Source organism: Streptomyces sp. OR43, from assembly GCF_008042275.1.
Classification (GTDB): domain Bacteria; phylum Actinomycetota; class Actinomycetes; order Streptomycetales; family Streptomycetaceae; genus Streptomyces.
The window spans coordinates 2996998-3010113 of the sequence record NZ_RDBK01000043.1 but is presented as its reverse complement, the minus strand read 5'-3'; the positions used below and the strand labels follow the sequence as shown (position 1 = coordinate 3010113).

The window sequence follows — 13116 nt, the reverse complement described above, 5'->3', positions numbered from 1 at the left end:
CATCTCAGATGCCAATTCTGATCCGAGGAGTCATCGATGCTCTCCGAGCCGTCGACCGCCACTGTCCGCGCCACGCTTCCCGCCGTCGGGGCAGCCATCGGAGACATCGCCGATCTCTTCTACCGCAAGCTGTTCGACGCCCACCCCGAGCTGCTGCGCGACCTGTTCAACCGCGGCAACCAGGCCTCCGGCGCCCAGCGTCAGGCCCTCGCCGGCTCCATCGCCGCGTTCGCCACCCAGCTGGTCGAGCACCCCGGAACCCGTCCCGACGTGATGCTCGACCGCATCGCGCACAAGCACGCCTCGCTCGGCATCACGCCCACCCAGTACGACGTCGTGCACACCCACCTGTTCGCGGCCATCGGCGAAGTGCTCGGTGACGCGGTGACCCCCGAGGTCGCGGCCGCCTGGGACGAGGTCTACTGGCTGATGGCCAACGCCCTGATCGCCATCGAGGAGCGGCTGTACGCACAGCAGGGCGTCGTCGCCGGCGGCGTCTGGCGCGACTGGGAGGTGGTCTCGCGCACCGAGGAGACCGCGGACGTCGCCACGTTCCAGCTCCGTCCGGCCGACGGCGCCCCCGCCCCCGCCTTCCGCCCCGGCCAGTACGTGTCCGTGCAGGTCGAACTGCCCGACGGGGCCCGTCAGATACGCCAGTACAGCCTCTCCTGCGCCCCCGGCTCGGTGCTCCGCTCGTTCACCGTCAAGCGGGTGCACGGCGGCGGCGCCCCCGACGGCGAGGTCTCGCGGCAGTTGCACGCCCAGGTCCGCGCCGGTGACCGGCTCCGCGTCTCGGCCCCGTACGGCGACCTCGTACTGAAGTCCGCGGACGCCCCGCTCCTGCTCGCCTCGGCGGGCATCGGCTGCACCCCGGTCCTGTCGATGCTGGCGCACCTCGCGGACTCCGGCCACCGCGCGCCGGTGACCGTGGTGCACGGCGACCGCTCCCCCGCCGACCACGCGCTGCGCGCCGACCACGCCCTGTACACCGCCAAACTGCCCGACGCAGCGGCCCACTTCTGGTACGAGAACCCGGAGGAGGGCCACCCGGCGGACCGCACCGGTCTCGTCGACCTGACCGGCGTGACGATCCCGTCCGGCACCCACGCCTACCTCTGCGGCCCGCTGCCCTTCATGCGGGCCGTGCGCACCCAGCTCCTCGCCAAGGGCGTCCCGGCGGCCGACATCCACTACGAGGTGTTCGGCCCCGACCTGTGGCTCGCCCAGGACTGAGCGGCGGCCGGTGCGCGCGGAATTGACCGGATCGGCTCGCACACCGTCCGAACAGGGCCCCGGAATCTCCCCGTGACTGGTCCGGGACCCCGTCCGTCGGGTACAAGCGCTGTACGGACACACTCCCCCCACGCACGAAGGAGTCGGTCATGTCCTCACCCATGTCCGCGAGCACCTTTCTCGACGCGCTGAAGGACGAAGGGCTCACCGTCGTCCAGGTCGGCGACTGGCGCACGCACAACCGCAACCACAAGGGCCCCTGGGGGCCGGTCAACGGCGTGATGATCCATCACACGGTCACCAAGGGCACCGCCGCCACCGTCCGGATCTGCCGCGACGGCTACGCGGCACTGCCGGGGCCGCTGTGCCACGGCGTCATCGCCAAGGACGGCCGGGTCCACCTCGTCGGCTACGGACGGGCCAACCACGCCGGGCTCGGCGACGACGACGTCCTGCGCGCCGTCATCGCCGAGAAGGGCCTGCCGTCGGACAACGAGGCCAACACCGACGGGAACCGGCACTTCTACGGCTTCGAGTGCGAGAACCTCGGCGACGGCAAGGACCCCTGGCCCGCCGTCCAGCTCGAAGCCATCGAGAAGGCGGCGGCCGCGGTCTGCCGCCACCACAACTGGACCTCCCGCTCGGTCATCGGCCACCGGGAGTGGCAGCCCGGCAAGGTCGACCCGCGCGGCTTCTCCATGACCTCCATGCGGGCACGGATCCACGACCGCCTGAAGTAGCCCGGGCCCGCTCGGTCCGGGGCACGGCCACAATGGAGCCATGCCCTCCACGCCCCCCGACGGACAGGACCCCGCTCTCCGCCGGCTGCAGCCGGTGCTCCCGTCACCTCTGCGGCCGGCCGAGGACGAGCGCTTCGCGCGTCACGGCGTGACGCTGCTCCTGAAGCGCGACGACCTGATCCATGCGGACCTGCCGGGCAACAAGTGGCGCAAACTCGCCCCGAACCTCCGCGCGGCGGCCGGCCGTCCCGTGCTGACCTTCGGCGGCGCCTACTCCAACCACCTGCGGGCCACGGCCGCCGCGGGCCGGCTGCTGGGCTTCCGCACGATCGGCGTGGTCCGGGGCGACGAACTCGCCCACCGCCCCCTCAACCCCTCGCTGGCCCGGTGCGCGGCCGACGGCATGCTGCTGCACTTCGTGGACCGCCGGACGTACCGCGCCAAGGCCGATCCGCAGGTTCTGGCGGGCCTGCTGAGCGCCTACGGAGAGTGCGAGGTCATCCCGGAGGGCGGCAGCAACGCCCTGGCCGCACAGGGCTGCACAGAGCTCGGCCGCGAACTGCGCGGCGCGGCCGGGGTGGCGGCGGTGGCCTGCGGCACCGGCGGCACCCTCGCCGGACTGGCCGCGGGACTGGCACCCGGGCAACGCGCCCTGGGCATCCCGGTCCTGCGGGGTGGCTTCCTGGGGGACGCGGTCCGGGAGCTCCAGCGGGAGGCGTTCGGCGGTCCGGCCGGCTCGTGGTCCCTGGACGAACGCTTCCACTTCGGCGGGTACGCCCGCACCACACCCGCCCTGCACGCGTTCGCCGACGACTTCGAGGACCGCCACGGGCTGCCGGTCGAGCGGCTCTATGTGGCCAAACTCCTGTACGCGCTCACCACGCTGGCCGGAGAGGGCGCGTTCGCCGCGGGCACCACGGTCGCGGCTGTGATCACCGGGCGCCCGGACGATCAGTCCGACTCCTCCCGGTAGGCCGCGGCCTCCTCCAGGTCGAGGCGCCTGAGCAGCGTCCGCATCATCTCGTCGTCGATGCTGCGCTCGTCCCGCAGCCGTACGAAGACCTCGCGCTCGGCCTCGATCATCTCGCCGGCCAGTCGCCGGTAGGTGTCGTCCGCCGACTCGCCCGTCACCGGATTGGCCGCCCCGAGGCGCTCCCAGACGGCGTTGCGGCGGCGCTCCAGGACCGTGCGCAGCCGGTCGGTGAGCGGCTGGGGCAGGCAGTTGCGCCGGTCGGCGAGCAGTTCCTCCAGGCGTGCCTCGGCGGCCGTGGACGCCTCGCTCTGGGCCTGCGCCTCGGCGAGCGTCTCGGCCTGCCGGTCGCGGCCGGGGAGCTTCAGGACCTTCACCATCACGGGCAGGGTGAGCCCCTGGATCACCAGGGTGCCGATGACCGTGGTGAACGTCAGGAACAGCACCAGGTTGCGTGCCGGGAACGCGTCGCCGTCGCTCGTGACCAGCGGGATGGAGAAGGCGATGGCGAGCGAGACGACGCCGCGCATCCCGGCCCAGCCGACGATCAGCGGTGAGGTCCAGTTGGTCTCGGGTTCGCGTTCCCTGATGCGTCTGGACAGCAGGCGGGGCACATAGGTCGCCGGATAGACCCAGATGAACCGCACGGCGACGACCGCCAGGAACACCGCCACCGCGTACCAGAGCGCCTCGGTGACGGCGTACGTACCGAGCCCCTTCAGTACGAAGGGCAACTGGAGGCCGATCAGGGCGAAGACGGCGGACTCCAGGATGAACGCGACCATCTTCCAGACGGCGGCCTCCTGGAGCCGGGTGGCGAAGTCGACCTGCCAGGAGCGGTGGCCCAGATAGAGCGCGACGACGACGACCGCGAGCACTCCGGAGGCGTGCACGCGTTCGGCGGCCGCGTACGCCACGAACGGGATCAGGAGCGACAGGGTGTTCTGGAGCAGGGGCTCCTTGAGGTGGGTGCGGAGCCAGTGCAGCGGGACCATGAGGACCAGCCCGACGCCGACACCGCCGACCGAGGCCAGCAGGAACTCGCCGATCCCGCCGCCCCAGCTCATTCCCTCGCCCACGGCAGCGGCGAGTGCCACCTTGTAGGCGGTGATCGCGGTGGCGTCGTTCACCAGGGACTCGCCCTGGAGAATCGTCGTGACCCGGGCGGGCAGGCCGACCCGGCGGGCGATGGCCGCGGCGGTGACGGCGTCCGGCGGGGCGATGACGGCGCCCAGCACCAGCGCGGCCGTGAGCGGCAGGTCGGGCACCAGCCGGTACGCCAGCCAGCCCACCGCGACGGTGGCGAACAGGACGTAGCCGACGGAGAGCAGCGCGACGGGGCGGATGTTGGCCCGCAGATCCAGGTACGAGCTGTCCACGGCCGCCGTGTAGAGCAACGGCGGCAGCAGGAGCGGCAGCACGATGTGCGCGTCCAGCGTGTACGCCGGCACCCCGGGCACGTACGAGCCGATCAGCCCGAGGGCCACCAGCAACAGCGGTGCCGGCACCGGCGTCCGGCGGGCCAGACCGGCCGTCGCCGCACTGGCTGCGACCAGTGCCACCAGTGGCAATGCGTCCATCTCACGGTCCTCGCATCCGTCGTAACCTGGCCATCATGAGCGAGTGCCCGCATGTACCGGACCTGCCGCGCCCCGAGCCCGCAGCCCTCTCCGAGACCTGTCTCGAATGCCGGGCGGCGGGCACCCACCCCGTGCAACTGAGACTCTGCCTGATCTGCGGGCATGTCGGCTGCTGCGATTCGTCGCCCCGCCAGCACGCCACGGGGCACTTCAAGGAGACCGGCCATCCGGTGATGCGGAGCTTCGAGGCGGGCGAGAGCTGGCGCTGGTGCTTCGAGGACGGTTCGATCGTCTGACGTCTGGGTACGTCAAACCGGCGCCTGTTGTTCGTAATTGACCGCCGCAGACCCCTAGCCACTGTGTGTGCTCATGGGCTTACCATGAGTGACAGTCATGGGTGGGGTCCCGGCGACACGGCATCATGGATCGCGATAGCGTCGCCGGACCAAGAACCGAAGACGTACCGCATGGCTCCGGGCGACCCTTCCCGGATCCTCGAAGAGTTTGTGCCACCTTGGAGGTGAGGGTGTCCCAGATCGCAGGCGAGCCCGGGAATCAGGACTTCGTAGAGGTCCGGCTGCCCGCTGCGGGTGCCTACCTGTCGGTGCTGCGTACGGCCACGGCCGGTCTCGCAGCGCGTTTGGACTTCACTCTCGACGAGATCGAGGATCTTCGTATCGCGGTCGACGAGGCCTGCGCGATCCTGCTCCAGCAGGCCGTGCCGGGTTCCGTCCTCAGCTGCGTGTTCCGGCTCGTCGACGATTCTCTCGAGGTGACGGTCTCGGCCCCGACGACGGACGGCCGGGCCCCGGAGCGCGACACGTTCGCCTGGACGGTGCTCTCCGCACTGGCCGGAAAGGTCGACTCCTCGGTCGCCGATGACCGTACGGTCAGCATCAGCCTGTACAAACAGCGCGGCGCGGGACCCGGGCCGGCGTGAGCAACGGGAACGGGGACGGTCCTGTGCGGGACGAGACGATCCGACCAGGGGTGGTGCGCGCAGCAGGCATCCCGGAGCAGCAGGCCCTGCCTCATCCGGTGGACGGGGCGGACCTGCCCCGTGCGGTGGACGGGGCACAGGGGCCCGCCGGCATTACGGTCGCGGTGGAGAAGTCGCAGGCGGAGCGGGCGGGCCAGATGAGCGAGCACGGGCACCACGATCCACACGACCGCAGCGGGGCGCGGGCGCTGTTCATCGAGCTGGGCAAGCTCCCGGACGGGTCACCCGAGAAGGCGGAGCTGCGCAACCGGCTGGTGCGGATGCATCTGCCGCTGGTGGAGCACCTGGCGCGGCGCTTCCGCAACCGCGGCGAGCCGCTGGACGATCTGACCCAGGTCGCCACGATCGGTCTGATCAAATCGGTGGACCGGTTCGACCCGGAGCGCGGCGTCGAGTTCTCGACGTACGCGACGCCCACGGTCGTCGGCGAGATCAAGCGGCACTTCCGTGACAAGGGCTGGGCGGTGCGGGTGCCGCGCCGGCTCCAGGAGCTGCGGCTCTCGCTGACCACGGCGACCGCTGAGCTCTCCCAGCAGCACGGCCGCTCGCCCACGGTGCACGAGCTGGCGGAGCGGCTCGGCATCTCCGAGGAAGAGGTCCTGGAGGGCCTGGAATCGGCCAATGCGTACAGCACGCTCTCGCTGGACGTGCCGGACACGGACGACGAGTCCCCCGCGGTCGCGGACACGCTCGGCTCCGAGGACGAGGCGCTGGAGGGTGTCGAGTACCGGGAGTCGCTCAAGCCACTGCTGGAGGACCTGCCGCCGCGCGAGAAGCGGATTCTACTGCTTCGCTTCTTCGGCAACATGACACAGTCGCAGATCGCCCAGGAGGTCGGCATCTCGCAGATGCACGTCTCCCGGCTGCTGGCCCGCACCCTGGCCCAGTTGCGCGAGCGGCTGCTCGTCGAGGAGTAGGCGGCCGCGGGGGCGGCCGGACGGCACCCGTCCGGCCGGCCCGGGGCCGCAGTACCGCGCCTCAGGCGTCGGCGCTGTCCGTGCCGGGCGTCGCGCCCGGCCGGCGGATGCCGAGCGCCTCGATGGTCGCCGGGCGGGCCAGCTGGTACAGCGCGGTCAGCGCCATCGCGGCGAGCACGATGCCGGCCGGGATCAGTACACCCTGGGACCGCAGCAGCGTCCAGGCCACCGGCAGCGCGATGATCTGCGTGATGAGTGCGGGTCCGCGGCTCCAGCTCCGCCGCCGAAGGAGCCCGCGGGCGGCGAAGAGCGGGATCAGCCCCAGGGCGATCACCGTCAGGCCTCCCATCTCGGCCTGCTGCGGGCTGTCTGGGCGGCCGAGCAGCCCCATCACCAGCATGGAGACACCGCCGATGACGAGGGCCGCCCCTTCGAGGGCGCTGAGGCCGGCCACGAGCGTGAGCCTGGCCGGCTTCGGCGGCTGGGCCGAGGGCGTCGGCGAGGGCGCGTTCTGCTGAGTACTCACCCTTGCAGGTTGGCATCCCCCGCACACGAAAGCGAAGCCGGGGTCGGAACGCCTTCGGCCGGGCGGAGGCACACACGCGCGGACCGGCGCGCCGCGCCCATGCCGTCACGCAGCGTGAAGGCATCCGGGCAGGACTTCAGGCCGATACCTCGCGGTAGGTAGTCTGGCGGTCATGCGCGCACTTCTTGTGGTCAATCCAGCTGCTACCACCACCAGTGCGCGGACCCGTGACGTGCTGATCCATGCACTGGCCAGCGAGATGAAGCTGGAGGCCGTGTCCACGGAGTACCGCGGGCACGCCCGTGACCTGGGACGAAGGGCCGCCGACAGCGACGACATCGATCTCGTGGTCGCGCTCGGCGGAGACGGCACGGTCAACGAGGTCGTGAACGGCCTGCTCCACAAGGGTCCCGACATCGACAACCTGCCGAAACTCGCCGTGGTCCCCGGCGGCTCGACCAATGTCTTCGCCCGCGCCCTCGGCCTCCCGAACGACGCGGTGGAGGCGACCGGCGCCATCCTGGACGCGCTGGCCAACCGCACCGAACGGACGGTCGGCCTCGGCCTGGCGGCCGGAACCCCCGGCACGGAGGACGAATCGGTCCCGGAGCGCTGGTTCACCTTCTGCGCCGGCCTCGGATTCGACGCCGGAGTGATCGGCCGCGTCGAACAACAGCGCGAGCGCGGCAAGCGTTCGACCCATGCGCTGTATGTGCGCCAGGTGATGCGCCAGTTCCTCGAGGAGCCGCATCGGCGGCAGGGAATCATCACGCTGGAGGTGCCCGGCCAGGATCCGGTCACCGACCTCGCGCTCTCCATAATCTGCAACACGGCTCCCTGGACGTACCTGGGGAACCGGCCGATCTACGCCTCCCCGAAGGCGTCGTTCGACACCGCCCTGGACGTCCTCGGCCTGCGGCGACTGTCCACCCCGGCCGTCACCCGGTACGCCACGCAGCTGCTCACTTCGAGCCCGGAAAAGGGCCCGCGCGGCAAGCACGCCGTTTCACTGCATGACCTCACGGACTTCACCTTGCATTCAAAGGCACCACTGCCCCTCCAGATGGACGGTGACCACCTGGGGCTGCGTACAAGTGTGACGTTCACAGGCGTACGCCGTGCACTGCGTGTGATTGTGTGAGTGGAAGGGACCAAAGTCCTTTAACTCGAACGTTTGGACTGGGCTCCACCCTCTAGAAGTACGGCTGTGACCTAGCCGACACCGAGGAATCAAAAAAAACTTTCCAGAAGGGGTTGTATCCGTCGCCGAGGTTTGCGAATCTCTACATGGCGATCGGGACGGCCCGCAACAACGGCCTCCACTGAGAGCCAGAACCCCTCCTCACTGCACAGGACCACAACCAGTTCATCTGGGCGTCGGCCCGACACTTGCGGGGGGATTCGTGAAAGCGTTCACATTCACAAGCCACAGTACGTATACCAAGGAGAGGTAGCAGCCATGGACTGGCGTCACAACGCCGTTTGTCGTGAGGAAGACCCGGAGCTGTTCTTCCCCATCGGCAACACCGGTCCTGCGCTGCTGCAGATCGAGGAAGCCAAGGCCGTCTGCCGTCGCTGCCCCGTCATGGAGCAGTGCCTGCAGTGGGCGCTCGAGTCCGGCCAGGACTCCGGCGTCTGGGGTGGCCTCAGCGAGGACGAGCGCCGCGCAATGAAGCGCCGCGCCGCTCGCAACCGGGCGCGTAACGCCAGCGCCTGACCGACGCCACCGCTACGAACCTCAGCCAGGCGGCGCGTACGGAGTGTACGCATCACCCCGCCCCCCGAGTCGCAGCGCGCAGTACCCCACGAAGCGCATGCTTGACCAGAGAGCCCGGACCGTTACCAACGGTCCGGGCTCTCTGCTGTGCGCGTGTGCGTGGTGCTTGCGTCCGTGCGTGTTACTTGTCGGCGCGGACCGGGATGTCGAGCACGACCTGGGTGCCCCGTTCGGGCGCCGGCACCATGCCGAACGTGCCGCTCAGCTCGCCCTCCACCAGCGTCCGCACGATCTGGAGTCCCAGATTCCCGGCGCGCTGCGGGTCGAATCCCTCGGGCAGGCCGCAGCCGTCGTCCTGGACGGTGATCAGCAACCGCCCTTCCGTGGGCGATCCGCCGCGTACCGCGGAGACCTCGACCGTGCCGGACTCGGCCACGCCGAACGCGTGCTCCAGGGCGTTCTGCAGTACCTCGGTGAGGACCATCGCCAGCGGGGTGGCCACTTCGGCGTCGAGGATGCCGAACCGTCCCGTGCGCCGGCAGGTGACCTTGCCCGGCGAGATCTCGGCGACCATGGCGATGACCCGGTCGGCGATCTCGTCGAACTCCACCCGCTCGTCCAGATTCTGGGACAGCGTCTCATGGACGATGGCGATCGAACCGACGCGCCGCACCGCCTCGTTGAGCGCCTCACGGCCCTGCGGGGAGTCCATCCGGCGGGCCTGCAGACGCAACAGGGCCGCCACCGTCTGGAGGTTGTTCTTCACCCGGTGGTGAATCTCCCGGATGGTGGCGTCCTTGGTGATCAACTCACGTTCACGACGGCGCAGTTCGGTGACGTCGCGCAGCAGGACCAGCGAGCCGATCCGGACACCCTTGGGCTTCAGCGGGATCGCCCGGAGCTGGATCACGCCGCCCGCACACTCGACCTCGAACTCCCGGGGCGCGTAACCGCTGGCCAGTTTGACCAGCGCCTCGTCCACCGGGCCGCGGGAGGGCGCGAGTTCGGCGGTGATCCCGCCGAGGTGCTGTCCGACCAGGTCGGAGGCGAGGCCCAGGCGGTGGTAGGCGGAGAGGCCGTTGGGGCTGGCGTACTGGACGACGCCGTCGGCGTCGAGCCGGACCAGCCCGTCGCCGACCCGCGGCGAGGCATCCATGTCGACCTGCTGGCCGGGAAACGGGAAGGAGCCGGCCGCGATCATCTGCGCCAGGTCGGAGGCGGACTGGAGGTAGGTGAGCTCCAGCCGGGACGGGGTGCGGACCGTGAGCAGGTTGGTGTTGCGCGCGATGACGCCCAGGACGCGGCCCTCCCTGCGTACGGGGATGGACTCGACCCGTACCGGGACCTCCTCCCGCCACTCCGGGTCGCCCTCGCGCACGATCCGGCCCTCGTCCAGCGCCGCGTCCAGCAGCGGACGGCGGCCGCGCGGGACCAGATGGCCGACCATGTCGTCCTGGTAGGACGTGGGGCCGGTGTTGGGCCGCATCTGGGCGACGGACACGTAGCGCGTACCGTCCCGTGTGGGGACCCAGAGGACGAGGTCGGCGAAGGACAGGTCGGAGAGCAGTTGCCACTCCGAGACCAGCAGATGGAGCCACTCGAGGTCGGTGTCACTCAGGGCGGTGTGCTGGCGGACGAGGTCGTTCATGGAGGGCACGTGTGCGAGCGTACCTGTGGATGCGGACAGGTTCCGAACCGGACGGCCCGCCCGTACGTGCAGGAGGAAGGGCCGGAATTCACCGCGTCCCGCGGATGGACACCGCGAGTGGTCTAGTCCAGAATGCTGAAGACAGAGCCTCCGCTCTCCCCGCACAGGAGAGCGGAACGAGGTACCCGCGCTCTCTGCCCTGACTGCGCCGGGTGCCTCTCCCCGGCCGGGGGCACCGCACACCGCCGGCCGAGCCGATCGCCCCTAACGGGCGGTCCTACTCCGGGCTGCGGTGCTGGTCGGGCTGAGGGTCCCGGCCCGGCGCCGCGGCCCGCGGGTGTTTCCGGAGGCGGGTTTCGGCGGGTCAGCGCGTCTCCGTGACCTTCGCGAGCGCGCGCGGCGCGTCCGGATCCTGGCCGCGGGCGATCGTCACCTCATAGGCCAGCATCTGCAGCGGCAGGATCTCCAGGATCGGCTGTACCTCCTCGGCGACCCCGGCCGTGGGCAGCACGAAGCCCGCCGAGGCCGCTTCCACCTGGGCCTTCGGGCCGACCACGAAGAGGTCCGCGCCACGGCCGCGCAGCCGGTCGAGCACCGGCTGGAGCGCCTCGCCGCCCCGGCCGTCGGTGACCACGGCGATCACCGGGGAGATGTTGTCGACCATGGCGAGCGGACCGTGCAGCAGATCGGCGCCGGAGTAGGACAGGGCGGGGATGTAGCTCGTCTCCATCAGCTTCAGGGCGGCCTCCTTGGCTGTGGGGTAGCCGTAGCCGCGCGAGGTGATGACCATGCGCTCGGCGAAGCGGTAGCGGGACGCCAGGGCCTTGACCTCGTCCTTGCGCGCCAGGATCGCCCCGGCGAGTTCCGGCAGGATCGCGGCCGCCGCGCCGTCGCCGCCGCGCAGCCCTTCCACGAAGAGGTACAGGCAGAGCAGTGAGGCGGTGTACGTCTTGGTGGCGGGCAGGGCCTTCTCCGGTCCCGCCAGGATGTCGATGTGGTACTCGGAGACCGCGGCGAGCGGTGAGTCCGGGCTGTTGGTCACCGCCAGCGTGACCGCGCCGGCCTCCCGGGCCGCCTTCGTCGAGGCCACCAGGTCGGGCGATCCCCCGGACTGGCTCACCGTGATGACCAGGACGTCCCGGAGGTCCGGCTTGGCGCCGTACGCGGTGGTCGTGGACATCGAGGCCAGGCCGCAGGGCAGACCGAGCGTGATCTCCAGCAGGTACTTCGCGTAGAGCGCGGCGTTGTCCGACGTGCCGCGGGCGGTGAGCAGGACGAAGCGCGGCTTCCGGCCCGCGATCTCGGCGGCGACCGCCCGGATGGCGGGCGCCCCCCGTTCGAGGATGCGCCGCAGCATCTCGGGCTGCTCGGCCATCTCGCCGGACATGATCCGGCCGGGCTGCTCGCCCTCGTCGGCCGGGTACGTGGCGGACATGTCTGGTGCCTCCCGGAGTGTCGCGGTGCCTCGGTCAAGTCAACACGGGGCACCGTGGGCCCGCCAGCGGACGACCCGGCGGGACGGGCGCCCGCGCGCCCCGAAACGCGTGGCCGGCGGGCACCGGGGGGCCGTGTCCGGGATCGGGAGTTCTGCTAGATTAGGACTTAGATTGGTCTATACCACATATCGTCAACTCTAGATCGGCAGGCCCCGCGTGGAAGTTGTCATCGTCCCGGACGCCAAGGCAGGCGGCGAACTGATCGCGGGGGCCATCGGCGCCCTGCTCAGCCGTAAGCCCGACGCCCTTCTCGGCGTTGCCACCGGATCGACCCCGCTGCCCATCTACCGGGCGCTGGCCGAGAAGGTCCGCTCCGGCGCGGTCGACGCGTCGCGCGCCCGCATCTGCCAGCTCGACGAATACGTGGGGCTGCCGACGGGCCACCCGGAGTCGTACCGCTCCGTGGTGTTGCGCGAGGTCGTCGAGCCGCTCGGGCTCTCCGAGACGTCTTTCATGGGCCCCGACGGCTCCGCGGAGGACGTCCAGGCCGCCTGCGAGGCGTACGACCGGGCGCTGGCCGAGGCCGGCGGGGTGGACCTCCAGCTGCTCGGCATCGGCACGGACGGGCACATCGGCTTCAACGAGCCGTGCTCGTCACTCGCCTCGCGCACCCGGATCAAGACGCTCACCGAGCAGACGCGGGTCGACAACGCGCGCTTCTTCGACAACGACATCGAACAGGTGCCGCACCACGTCATCACCCAGGGCATCGGCACGATCCTGGAGTCCCGCCACCCGATCCTGCTCGCCACGGGCGAGGGCAAGGCGGACGCCGTGGCGCAGACGGTCGAGGGACCGGTCGCCGCGATCGTGCCCGCGTCGGCGCTGCAACTGCACCCGCACGCGACGGTCGTGGTCGACGAGGCGGCGGCGTCCAAGCTGAAGCTGGCGGACTACTTCCGCGCCACGTATGCGGCGAAGCCGCAGTGGCAGGGTATTTAGTTCTGGCGGTACGCGAGAGGGCCGGGACACCGTGTGGTGTCCCGGCCCTCTCGCGTACGGGGCGTCCCGCGTGGACGTGCTGCCCTCAATCGCCGGGCGGGCTCGACGGGGACTGCCCGCCCGTCCGGTGCGAGGTTTTCGTCCTCGAACGCCGGACGGGCTTGGATTGCTGCTACTTCGGCGCCACGATCGCTTCCGCCGCTGCCAGGCCGCAGACCCTGGCGGCGCCGTGGGTGGCGATGTGGAGGGCGCCCCTGGGGTCGGCCTGGGGAACGCCCATCTCGACCACGATGGTGTCCGGGCGCGCCGCGAGCACCGCGTCGAGGGCCTCGGTCATCCACGGGTGG

The 13116-nt window shown here is 70.7% G+C and carries 13 protein-coding genes and 1 pseudogene; 9 read left to right on the top strand and 5 right to left on the bottom strand.

The features are described from left to right. Positions 1 to 36: 36 nt before the first annotated feature. The 3 genes from EAO72_RS32620 to EAO72_RS32610 all read left to right on the top strand — a co-directional run bounded on the left by EAO72_RS32620 (position 37) and on the right by EAO72_RS32610 (position 2946). On the top strand, positions 37 to 1233 hold the full coding sequence (locus EAO72_RS32620) for a globin domain-containing protein (protein WP_148020661.1): 1197 nt from the start codon (positions 37 to 39) through the stop codon (positions 1231 to 1233). A 149-nt stretch (positions 1234 to 1382) separates the two neighbouring features. Beyond that, a complete protein-coding gene (locus EAO72_RS32615) occupies positions 1383 to 1973 on the top strand; it encodes an N-acetylmuramoyl-L-alanine amidase (RefSeq protein WP_187285297.1) in 591 nt (196 codons plus the stop codon). 40 nt (positions 1974 to 2013) lie between these two features. Further along, the gene (locus EAO72_RS32610; RefSeq protein ID WP_148020660.1) at positions 2014 to 2946 is read left to right on the top strand and encodes a 1-aminocyclopropane-1-carboxylate deaminase/D-cysteine desulfhydrase; all 933 of its coding nucleotides are present in this window, start codon (positions 2014 to 2016) and stop codon (positions 2944 to 2946) included. Here the strand turns inward: EAO72_RS32610 and EAO72_RS32605 are convergent. Continuing rightward, the gene (locus EAO72_RS32605; RefSeq protein ID WP_148020659.1) at positions 2925 to 4523 is read right to left on the bottom strand and encodes a Na+/H+ antiporter; all 1599 of its coding nucleotides are present in this window, start codon (positions 4521 to 4523) and stop codon (positions 2925 to 2927) included. The genes EAO72_RS32610 and EAO72_RS32605 overlap by 22 nt on opposite strands. 35 nt (positions 4524 to 4558) lie before the next feature. Here EAO72_RS32605 and EAO72_RS32600 point away from each other — a divergent pair, with 35 nt between their 5' ends. The 3 genes from EAO72_RS32600 (at position 4559) to EAO72_RS32590 (ending at position 6440) form a co-directional block, all read left to right on the top strand. Next, a complete protein-coding gene (locus EAO72_RS32600; protein ID WP_148020658.1) occupies positions 4559 to 4819 on the top strand; it encodes a UBP-type zinc finger domain-containing protein in 261 nt (86 codons plus the stop codon). Between the two features lie 230 nt (positions 4820 to 5049). Further along, positions 5050 to 5463 (top strand): ATP-binding protein, encoded by a 414-nt coding sequence (locus EAO72_RS32595; protein ID WP_067163834.1) that lies wholly within the window; start codon positions 5050 to 5052, stop codon positions 5461 to 5463. Positions 5464 to 5513: 50 nt separating this feature from the next. Further along, positions 5514 to 6440, top strand: coding sequence for an RNA polymerase sigma factor SigF (locus EAO72_RS32590; RefSeq protein WP_371602880.1), 927 nt, complete (start codon positions 5514 to 5516; stop codon positions 6438 to 6440). Positions 6441 to 6501: 61 nt separating this feature from the next. On the opposite strand, the gene EAO72_RS32585 is transcribed toward EAO72_RS32590, so the two are convergent. Further along, positions 6502 to 6894, bottom strand: coding sequence for a hypothetical protein (locus EAO72_RS32585; RefSeq protein WP_148022167.1), 393 nt, complete (start codon positions 6892 to 6894; stop codon positions 6502 to 6504). 244 nt (positions 6895 to 7138) lie between these two features. Between EAO72_RS32585 and EAO72_RS32580 the strand changes: the two genes are divergently transcribed. Together EAO72_RS32580 and EAO72_RS32575 are read left to right on the top strand one after the other, a co-directional pair. After that, positions 7139 to 8107 carry a diacylglycerol/lipid kinase family protein gene (locus EAO72_RS32580; protein WP_148020657.1) on the top strand — a complete coding sequence of 323 codons (969 nt, stop codon included), beginning with the start codon at positions 7139 to 7141 and terminating at the stop codon, positions 8105 to 8107. 318 nt (positions 8108 to 8425) lie between these two features. Then, positions 8426 to 8683 carry a WhiB family transcriptional regulator gene (locus EAO72_RS32575; RefSeq protein WP_003953983.1) on the top strand — a complete coding sequence of 86 codons (258 nt, stop codon included), beginning with the start codon at positions 8426 to 8428 and terminating at the stop codon, positions 8681 to 8683. Between the two features lie 181 nt (positions 8684 to 8864). On the opposite strand, the gene EAO72_RS32570 is transcribed toward EAO72_RS32575, so the two are convergent. Together EAO72_RS32570 and EAO72_RS32560 are read right to left on the bottom strand one after the other, a co-directional pair. Next, positions 8865 to 10331, bottom strand: a complete 1467-nt coding sequence (locus EAO72_RS32570; RefSeq protein ID WP_148022166.1) for a sensor histidine kinase — start codon at positions 10329 to 10331, stop codon at positions 8865 to 8867. A gap of 364 nt (positions 10332 to 10695) precedes the next feature. Then, entirely contained in the window at positions 10696 to 11766 is a 1071-nt protein-coding gene (locus EAO72_RS32560; RefSeq protein ID WP_148020655.1) for an SIS domain-containing protein, read from the bottom strand. Between the two features lie 217 nt (positions 11767 to 11983). Here EAO72_RS32560 and nagB point away from each other — a divergent pair, with 217 nt between their 5' ends. Then, a complete protein-coding gene (gene nagB / locus EAO72_RS32555; protein WP_148020654.1) occupies positions 11984 to 12769 on the top strand; it encodes a glucosamine-6-phosphate deaminase in 786 nt (261 codons plus the stop codon). Positions 12770 to 12941: 172 nt separating this feature from the next. On the opposite strand, the pseudogene EAO72_RS43470 reads toward nagB, so the two are convergent. Next, a pseudogene (locus tag EAO72_RS43470) lies at positions 12942 to 13116 on the bottom strand (glycoside hydrolase family 3 protein); the annotation flags it as partial.

Excerpts from the sequence above, each read along its gene's own strand:
- EAO72_RS32610 (WP_148020660.1), top strand. The coding sequence starts at position 2,014 with ATGCCCTCCACGCCCCCCGACGGACAGGACCCCGCTCTCCGCCGGCTG.
- EAO72_RS32620 (WP_148020661.1), top strand. The coding sequence starts at position 37 with ATGCTCTCCGAGCCGTCGACCGCCACTGTCCGCGCCACGCTTCCCGCC.
- EAO72_RS32600 (WP_148020658.1), top strand. The coding sequence starts at position 4,559 with ATGAGCGAGTGCCCGCATGTACCGGACCTGCCGCGCCCCGAGCCCGCA.
- EAO72_RS32575 (WP_003953983.1), top strand. The coding sequence starts at position 8,426 with ATGGACTGGCGTCACAACGCCGTTTGTCGTGAGGAAGACCCGGAGCTG.
- EAO72_RS32570 (WP_148022166.1), bottom strand. The coding sequence starts at position 10,331 with ATGAACGACCTCGTCCGCCAGCACACCGCCCTGAGTGACACCGACCTC.
- EAO72_RS32580 (WP_148020657.1), top strand. The coding sequence starts at position 7,139 with ATGCGCGCACTTCTTGTGGTCAATCCAGCTGCTACCACCACCAGTGCG.
- EAO72_RS32615 (WP_187285297.1), top strand. The coding sequence starts at position 1,383 with ATGTCCTCACCCATGTCCGCGAGCACCTTTCTCGACGCGCTGAAGGAC.
- EAO72_RS32560 (WP_148020655.1), bottom strand. The coding sequence starts at position 11,766 with ATGTCCGCCACGTACCCGGCCGACGAGGGCGAGCAGCCCGGCCGGATC.
- EAO72_RS32605 (WP_148020659.1), bottom strand. The coding sequence starts at position 4,523 with ATGGACGCATTGCCACTGGTGGCACTGGTCGCAGCCAGTGCGGCGACG.